Origin of the sequence: Protofrankia sp. Cas4, from assembly GCF_963555915.1 — a bacterium.
In the GTDB taxonomy this organism is placed as follows: Bacteria; Actinomycetota; Actinomycetes; order Frankiales; family Frankiaceae; genus Protofrankia.
In genome coordinates, this window is the sequence record NZ_CAUVXL010000229.1 from 1 (window position 1) to 4992 (window position 4992).

The 4992-nt window shown below is 67.1% G+C and carries 8 protein-coding genes; 3 read left to right on the plus strand and 5 right to left on the minus strand.

Annotated features, from left to right (window positions below):
- A partial coding sequence (locus U9979_RS20490) for a DUF2437 domain-containing protein (RefSeq protein ID WP_322780651.1) occupies positions 1 to 379 on the minus strand: 379 nt, incomplete at its 3' end.
- On the opposite strand from U9979_RS20490, the gene U9979_RS20495 reads away from it, so the two are divergent.
- The gene (locus tag U9979_RS20495; RefSeq protein ID WP_322761287.1) at positions 366 to 623 is read left to right on the plus strand and encodes a hypothetical protein; all 258 of its coding nucleotides are present in this window, start codon (positions 366 to 368) and stop codon (positions 621 to 623) included. The genes U9979_RS20490 and U9979_RS20495 overlap by 14 nt on opposite strands.
- A 266-nt stretch (positions 624 to 889) precedes the next feature.
- On the opposite strand, the gene U9979_RS20500 is transcribed toward U9979_RS20495, so the two are convergent.
- From U9979_RS20500 to U9979_RS20510, 3 genes are all read right to left on the minus strand, one after another.
- Positions 890 to 1810 carry an alpha/beta hydrolase gene (locus U9979_RS20500; RefSeq protein WP_322750578.1) on the minus strand — a complete coding sequence of 307 codons (921 nt, stop codon included), beginning with the start codon at positions 1808 to 1810 and terminating at the stop codon, positions 890 to 892.
- A 488-nt stretch (positions 1811 to 2298) separates the two neighbouring features.
- Complete coding sequence (locus U9979_RS20505; protein WP_322780652.1) at positions 2299 to 2931, minus strand: hypothetical protein; 633 nt, start codon at positions 2929 to 2931, stop codon at positions 2299 to 2301.
- On the minus strand, positions 2928 to 3137 hold the full coding sequence (locus tag U9979_RS20510) for a hypothetical protein (protein ID WP_322780653.1): 210 nt from the start codon (positions 3135 to 3137) through the stop codon (positions 2928 to 2930). The genes U9979_RS20505 and U9979_RS20510 overlap by 4 nt, the downstream gene beginning before the upstream one ends.
- A 285-nt stretch (positions 3138 to 3422) precedes the next feature.
- Between U9979_RS20510 and U9979_RS20515 the strand changes: the two genes are divergently transcribed.
- Together U9979_RS20515 and U9979_RS20520 are read left to right on the plus strand one after the other, a co-directional pair.
- Positions 3423 to 4148 carry an XRE family transcriptional regulator gene (locus U9979_RS20515; protein ID WP_322780654.1) on the plus strand — a complete coding sequence of 242 codons (726 nt, stop codon included), beginning with the start codon at positions 3423 to 3425 and terminating at the stop codon, positions 4146 to 4148.
- Positions 4145 to 4639, plus strand: a complete 495-nt coding sequence (locus U9979_RS20520) for an NUDIX domain-containing protein (RefSeq protein WP_322780655.1) — start codon at positions 4145 to 4147, stop codon at positions 4637 to 4639. The genes U9979_RS20515 and U9979_RS20520 overlap by 4 nt, the downstream gene beginning before the upstream one ends.
- 28 nt (positions 4640 to 4667) lie before the next feature.
- Here the strand turns inward: U9979_RS20520 and U9979_RS20525 are convergent.
- On the minus strand, positions 4668 to 4992 hold a 325-nt coding region (locus tag U9979_RS20525), incomplete at its 5' end, for a tetratricopeptide repeat protein (protein ID WP_322780656.1).

A 4992-nucleotide genomic window follows, 5' to 3' on the forward strand; every position in this document is an offset into this window, starting at 1 on the left:
GCCGCGCGCCGGTGAAGCTGAACGCACCGAAGGGATGGGGGGTGATCGTGGCCACCGTGGCCTCACCCCGCTCGAGGGCACCTTCCACGATCCCGAAGGCCGGTTCCGTCCCGTCGGTGAACCTGGCGATACGCACCCATCGACGGTACAGGCTGCCATTAGTGCTCCGGGGACTGCGGCCTGCGGGCGCGCGATCTGACGATCGTCGCACGCCCTTTGGCCCTCCAGGCTGATGTGCCCCGAAGCACGCGCGACGACGTCGCGGATAGGCTTTCCGCGCGTCCTTGGAGACCCCGTCCTGGCGACCCCAGCCGAAGGCCCCAGCCGAAGACGCCAGCCAGAGACCCCAGCCCGGAGGCAGCCAGGTGAGCGAAACCACACCCGTCTACGATGTCGGCGCGCCGGAGCCGAAGCCGATCGACGAGGAGCTGAGCGTGAAGCTCGGCCACCTCGCTGAGGACGCAATCCTGCGCGGCAAGCCCAACGGCGACGAGCGGTGCGACAACTGCCTGTACTACCTCGACGGCGACAAGGACATCACCTACTGCTGGCACCCGAAGCTGCGCATCCTGGTCGGCGGCGACTGGTGGTGCCAGTGGTGGGAGGAGATCCCCGAGGACTGACCCCGGCTGCTCTGACCCCGGCCTCGGCCCCGGCCCAGACCCCGGGGGAAGTCGCGTACGACCGCCACCGCCGTTGCCTGCGCACGAGTGGAAGGTAGACGTACATCTCACGTCCGATTTGCGGCTTTCTGGGATGTCAACCTTCCACTCGTGACCACGGTCCATGCGAGCGGTTGCGGCCAGCCGGGTAAGAGCGCACAAGCTGGCGGCCCACGCACCGCCGGGTCGGCACACGGGTGCACACGATCATGGTTCGGCTACGACGGTCAGACCCGCACGGGGTGCAGGGCGCGGCGCAGGACGTCGAGGATCTCCCGCTCCTGCCGTCTGGACACCGCTTCCGTACGCCCCAGGTTCGGCCCGTGGAACGTCCCCGGGAACTGGTGCAGCTCAACCGACACGCCCGCCCGCAGCAGGGCCAGGGCGTATTCGATCCCCTCGTCGCGCAGCGGATCGAACTCGGCGGTCGAGACATAGGCGGGTGGCAGGCCGGTGAGGTCGGTGGCGCGGGCCGGCGCCGCGTACGGCGACACGTCGTCGCCGGGTGCGGCGTCACCCGAACGCCCCAGGTAGTGGCGCCAGCTCAGCATGGCGTCCGGCCGGTTCCACAAGGGCGCGTCAATGAATTCGATCATGGATGGGGTGTCCAGCCGGTCGTCCAGCTCGGGAATCACCAGGAGCTGGTAGCGCAGGGACGGGCCGCCCCTGTCCCGGGCGAGCAGCGCCAGGCCTGCGGCCAGCCCCCCACCGGCGCTCGCGCCGCCGACGACCACCCGGTCGCGGTCGATGCCGAGGACCTCGGCCTGGTCGACCAGCCACAGCAAGGTGGCGTAACAGTCCTCAAGACCCGCCGGGAACGGGTTCTGCGGAGCCAGCCGGTACCTCGGCGCCACCACGACCGCCCCGGCCCTGGCACAGATCCGCACGACGTCCGGGTGGGCCGTTTCGATGCCGCCCCCCGCGCCACCCCTTGCAAACCCACCGCCGTTGATCCACAGCAAAGCGGGCCACGGCGCACCGGGTCCCTTCGGCCGGTAGATGCGGACCGCGACGTCCGGCGCTCCCGGCGGGCCGGGGACCACCCGGTCCTCGATCTCGATCCCGGCCAGGACATCAGCATCGGCATCGGCGGGCCGCTCCAGCAGGAGCCGGCCCGACGCCGCCCGGACCGCACCAGCATCCTCCATCGTTACCCTACGTAGCAGAGAAACCGCAGTCGCGAGCTCATGATCCACGAACGCCCCCCATATTCGGGCAAAAAGCCCCTGACCTGCACTCATACCGCGGATGAGTGTTCACCTAACACGGGGTATCTGTCACCTGAATCGGCACATCCGGTGCTCGGACAACCTCCGCGCCCCGCAGGGGCCCTACTGGCTGGCCTCACCGGCTGGCCTCACCGGCCACCGGCCACCGACCACCGACCACCGACCACCGACCACCGACCACCGACCACCGACGATCTTTCGAGGTTTGTACGCCGGAAACGGCCTTGTTGATCGCACAAACCTCGAAAGATCGCGCGTCACCCCCGGGATGACGAACGGCCCGCGAGCTTCGATGATCGAAGATGGGTGGAGAGGAATGGTCGACATGCCGCCTGCCGCACAACCGGCGCAGCCGGCTACCGACAGGCACAAACACAGAAGCTGGTCAGCCGCGGATAGCGGCAATCTCACGGCTGCGCGGACACCAGCGCAATCACCCCTGCGCTCCCCGCGGCCCACTGCGCCGGCATGATCAGCGGGCACGGCCGCTGGCCACCGGTCCGTTCGCCGGGCATCCAAACGGTGTGCGTGCACGAGTCGACGTCGACCTGCCAGGTCTGGCGATGACGATGATCCTCAATGCACACGGGACGCCGGGTCAGCGGCTCGGCGACCCTCATGTGCACCCAGGCGTGCGCCACCTCCCATGCTGCCGCGTCGAACTCGGCCACCACCGCGCCATCACCGTCCACAACCACCAGACGCCCCGGTTCGACCGGTTCGACCGTGTCGGCCGCGGTGGCCCGGGGCACACGGCGGCGCAACCTGTCGGGCTGCCATTGCGCCGCCAGCGCCGTATGGGCCGCGTCCAACGCGGCACGCTGACCCGCGAGGAACGCCAGCGCCTCACCCTCGGTCACGCCGTCGCCGGATCGGAGCAGCGCCTCGGGCGTCAACGCCAGCACCGCCAGCAGACCCCGACGAAGATCGGAGACGAACAGCACAGGCTCACCCTGCGGGTTGCGGTCGTAGGCCTCGTCCGCCGCCAGCAGGGCCAGCGCATATCGCCGGTGCGCGCTGGGCTGGCCTTCGCCGCTCATCGGGTGTCGCCCCGCCAGCGGACAGCCGGAGCCGCCACGCTCACCGCGAACCCGACAGGCCCGATCGCGTAGTCGCCGATCCCGGAGCTGTGGGCGAACCTGTCCGCCGCCTCCGCGCTCTCGAATGCCAGCACGATCTCAGTCACGCTGCGGCGAGTTTCCCCGTCGAACGACACCAGGCCGTACACCGGCGCCGACTCATCCATCCAGTTCTCCCTTTCCCACACCGAAAGATCATCAGGAATCGGTCCGAGCAGGCACCAACGCACGACACCCGCGCGACCCGGAACGCCCGGAACGGCCGGAACGGCGTCAGCCGCGGGTTTGCCGTCGCTCCGGGGAGAACCGGTAGACAGAAGACTGCATTGTGTGATCGATCCATCGCTACTACACGGCCGGACATCTTCAGACATCTTCGCGCCAGTCGTTGTCTCTAGTTGCTCCCTGATGGCAACCTGGACTGCATGGTCAACGAGCGGCTCAGACGCGCGATGCTGAAAGCGGGCCTCGACGCCGAGTCATTGGCTGAAGCCGCCCAGGTCAGCGCGAAATCAGTCGAACGGTGGCTGTCCGGGCGCGGCATCCCCTACCCGCGCACCCGGTTCCGCGTGGCGAAACTCCTGGGCGAGGACGAGAGCTACCTGTGGCCCGAGGCCACCGACCGCAGTGCTCTCGCCGGTGTCGAACTTGTCGCCGCCTACCCGCGCCGTAGCGACGTACCCCGCCATCTGTGGACCGATCTGCTGCGCCAGGCCGAACGCAGTGTTGATCTTCTGGCCTTTGCCGGCCTGTTCCTCACCGAAGAACACCCGGAGTGGATTCCCACCATCCGGGAGAAGGCCGAAGCAGGCGTCAGGGTCCGCCTGTTGCTCGGCGACCCAAGCGGCAGGCAACTCGCATCCCGCGACGACGAACACCAGATCGGCGGCGGTGTCACCGGCCGAGTGCACGCCGTTCTCAGCCATTACCGGGTCGTCACGGACCTCGTCCAGATCCGACTCCACGACACCCCGCTGTACAATTCCATCTATCGCTTCGATGACGAAATGATTGTCAATACCCACGTGTACGGTATTCTTGCCGCCTATACGCCGTGCCTACAGCTGCGCCGGGTTGACGGCGGCTTCTTCCACACCTATCTCGAATCCTTCGAACGGGTATGGGCGTCCGCGCGCCCGTCGGGCGACGCACTGCCCACTGAGAAGAGGGCATCGTGAGCGACAAGAAGCAGAAAACCGAACCCAGCCGCGTCGACTACTGGGACGACCCGGCAGCGCCCAAGCCAACAAGCCGAAAGGCGTCCGCAAGCGCCTTTGTTCGCAACGACGCAGGCAGTGTCCTCCTCCTGCGACGCCCGGACAACGGTCTCTGGACAATACCGACAGGGGGTGTGAAGAAGAACGAGACCGTTGCCGCCGCTGCCGTCCGCGAGACACGCGAGGAGACCGGCCTGGACATCGATATCACCGGCCTCGTCGGCATCTTCAGCGACCCCAGGCACGTTATCCGATATTCGGACGGCGAAGTCCGCCAACCCATCAACGTCTGCTTCCGCGCTATTCCGACCGGCGGCAACCTCACCACAACCGACGAGGCATCCGAAGTCCTCTGGGTAGAACCAGCAGATATCGCCGGATTCACAATCCACCCCGCGATCATGCTTCGGCTCAACCACGCTCTCACCGCGACCGATCCCTACCTCGGTTAGCCACCCACCCGAAACATCTTCTTGATTACTATGGTCTACGCCGGCCAAAAGGCCAACGTCGGCGCCGATCCGGCTGGTCGCTGTGGGCCGTGTCCTCGGGAAGACCGAGGTCGAATCCGATCTGTCGCGCAATCTCTATCGCCTCGTTCAGGATCGCCTCGCCGCGTTCGCGGTCGCCCGTGCCGGATAGAAGTTGGCCCAGCTGGCGGAGTGAGATAATGACGTCCCGCTGCTTGCCGATATTGACCGGATCAGCCTCGGCAAGGCGCCTGGCGATCGCCAGATCCTGTTCATAATATCCACGAGCCTGATCAGCCTCTCCCAACCTCATCGCTATATCAGCGAGCCTGTTG